Source organism: bacterium (assembly GCA_036524115.1).
Lineage (GTDB): Bacteria > JAUVQV01 > JAUVQV01 > JAUVQV01 > DATDCY01 > DATDCY01.
Map to the genome: position 1 here is coordinate 1 of DATDCY010000327.1, position 2560 is coordinate 2560.

At 74.8% G+C, this 2560-nt stretch carries 1 protein-coding gene; it reads left to right on the top strand.

The annotated features are described in order from the left end of the window. Positions 1-2421 (top strand): DUF4175 family protein (locus tag VI078_15835; GenBank protein ID HEY6000757.1); only part of this gene is annotated, 2421 nt, incomplete at its 5' end. Between the last annotated feature and the right edge of the window lie 139 nt (positions 2422-2560).

Here is a 2560-nt window from a genome sequence, read left to right on the forward strand (position 1 = left end):
CTCGTTGGCTACGAGGGGGCGACGGGGGAGGGGGTCGCATCGATGGAGCGCGGGCCCGACGGGGTGTGGTCCTGGCGCTTCGTCGCGGTCACCGGCGACTTCCGCTACCGGGCGCTCGCCCGCGGCGCCGCGAGCGGCTGGTACCAGGTGCGGGCGGCCGACGCTCCGGCAGCGGGGAACTTCGAGGTGACGTACACCTACCCGGGCTACAGCGGCCTCGCGACGCGCCGGGTCGCGGGGAGCGGCGACCTCGAGGCGCTGCGGGGGACCACCGCCGAGATCGTCTTCACCTCCACGGTGGCGCTCGCGAAGGGGACGCTCGTCGCCGGGACGAACCGCGTCGCCGTGCAGCCCGCGGGGGAGCTGCGCTCCCGCGTCTCGCTCTACCTCGGCGGCGAGACCGCGTACCGCCTCGAGCTGGAGGACGCGCAGGGGCTCGGCAACGGCGGCGGCCCGGAGTACGCGATCAAGCTGCTCCCGGACGCCGCGCCCGCGGTGGAGGTGATCGAGCCCGCCGGCGAGATCGAGAGCGACCCCCGCGCGACCGTGCTGGTGCGCTACCGGGCGGGCGACGATTTTGGCCTCTCGCGGCTGACGCTGGTCGCGCGCTCGGCCGCCGGCGAGCGACGGCAACCGCTGGAGCTGCGCGCCGGCGCGCGCACGGCCGCCGGCGAGTACGAGTGGGACCTCGCCCCGCTCGCCGCCACGCCGGGCGAGGTCGTCAGCGCATACATCGAGGCCGCCGACAACGACACGATCTCGGGGCCGAAGATCGGCGCCTCCGCGCCGATCGCGGTCCGCATCGCCGACCCGCGCGTGCGGCGCGAGCAGATGCAGGAGAGCATGGAGAAGCTCGGCGAGGACCTGCTGCAGCTGCTCGCCGACGAGCTGGACCTGCAGGAGCGCTACGAGGAGCTCGCCGAGAAGACCGACCGCTGGGAGCAGTTCCCCTGGGAACAGGCCGACGAGGCGTCCGGGCGCCAGCGGGCGGCGCGCGAGACCGCTGCCCGCGCGCAGGAGCGGGCGGAGCGGCTCGCGGAGGCGCTGGACCGGGATCCCGCGACCGGCGACGAGACCGTCTTCCAGGCCGAACTGGTGCGCGAGGGGCTCCAGCGGCTGCGCGAGCGCCAGCAGGCGCCGATGGAGGAGATGGCATCCTCGATGCGTCCCGGCGAGAGCTCGCAGGAGGAGGCGCAGCAGAAGACCGGCTTCCTCGCCGAGGCCGCCGCGCAGGCGGCCCGCGCGGCCGAGCAGCTCGCGATGATGGCCGACGCGATGCAGCGCGAGAGCCGGATGGCGGACGTCCTGCGCGGGGGGCAGGAGATGGCCGACGCCGAGGACCGGCTGCTCGCGGCCCTGGAGAAGCTCTCGCCCGGGGACCGCAAGGCCGCCGAGGAGGTCCTCAAGGAGCTCGAGCAGATGGAGCGGGAGCTGCACGACCTGGCGCAGGCGCTCGCGAAGGACAGCAAGGAGCTGCCGGAGGAGTTCCTCAACAGCGAGGCGGTCAAGGACCTGGACCTCAAGGACGTCCTCGACCAGATCGACGAGGTCCGCAAGGCGCTGAGCAAGGGCGACGTCGCGGGAGCGCAGCGGGCCGCGCGCCAGCTCGCCTCCAAGCTCGCCAACCTGCGCAACAGCCTGCGGCAGGCACGCGACGAGGTCGACGAGCATGCGCGCCGGGCGCTCGAACGGCTGCTCGGCGCGACGATGCCGCAGCTGGAGGCGCTGGCCGAGGCGCAGCGACAGCTGCTCGAGCGCACCGAGGCGATCGAGCGTGACGCGGGGCCGCGGCTGGAGCAGCGGCTGCGCGAGATGGCGCTGGCCCGCGACCCGAGGCCGGCGCCGAGCGAGGCGGACCTGCTCACGCCAGAGGAGCGCGGGCGGACCGCGGGGCTGGCGGGCGAGCAGCAGAGTCTGCGCGCGAGAGCGGAGAACCTCGCGGCCGAGGTCGCGGCCCTGCGGGGGGCGCTGCCGTTCCTGCCGGCGGAGGTCGGCCGCGCGCTCGAGGAGGCCGCGGGTTTCATGGGGCAGGCCGGCGCGCAGCTCGGGGGGTACGAGCCCGGGCGCGCCGTGCCGCCCGAGCGTTCCGCGCTCGCGGCGCTGCAGCGCTCCAACGGCGCCGCGCAGCAGGCGCTGGGGGCCATGCAGCAGATGCAGGACATGCGCCAGGGTGGCAGCGGCATGCCCGCGTGGCTTGGCCCGGGCGCGCCGTCGTCCCCGGGGGGAGGGAGCGCGAGCAGCCGCAGCCGGCGCTCGGGGGGCCGGCGTGGGCTGGACGTGCGCAACTTCGTGATCCCGGGGCGGCAGGAACAGCAGATGCCGAAGCTCTTCCGCGAGGAGCTGATGAAGTCGCTGCGGGACGGCTACCCGGCGCAGTACGAAGAGCGCATCAAGGACTACTACCAGCGGATCACCGAGTAGCCATGGCGCGCACACCGTTGACGAGGGCCCATCTGCGGCGTTGGGTCTTGCCCGTCGTCGTGGCTTCCCCGTTTCTTTTCGAGGCCGCGCTTGCGGGGGCGCAGGAGCGCTTCCCGGCCGGCTTCCACGCGGCCCTCGC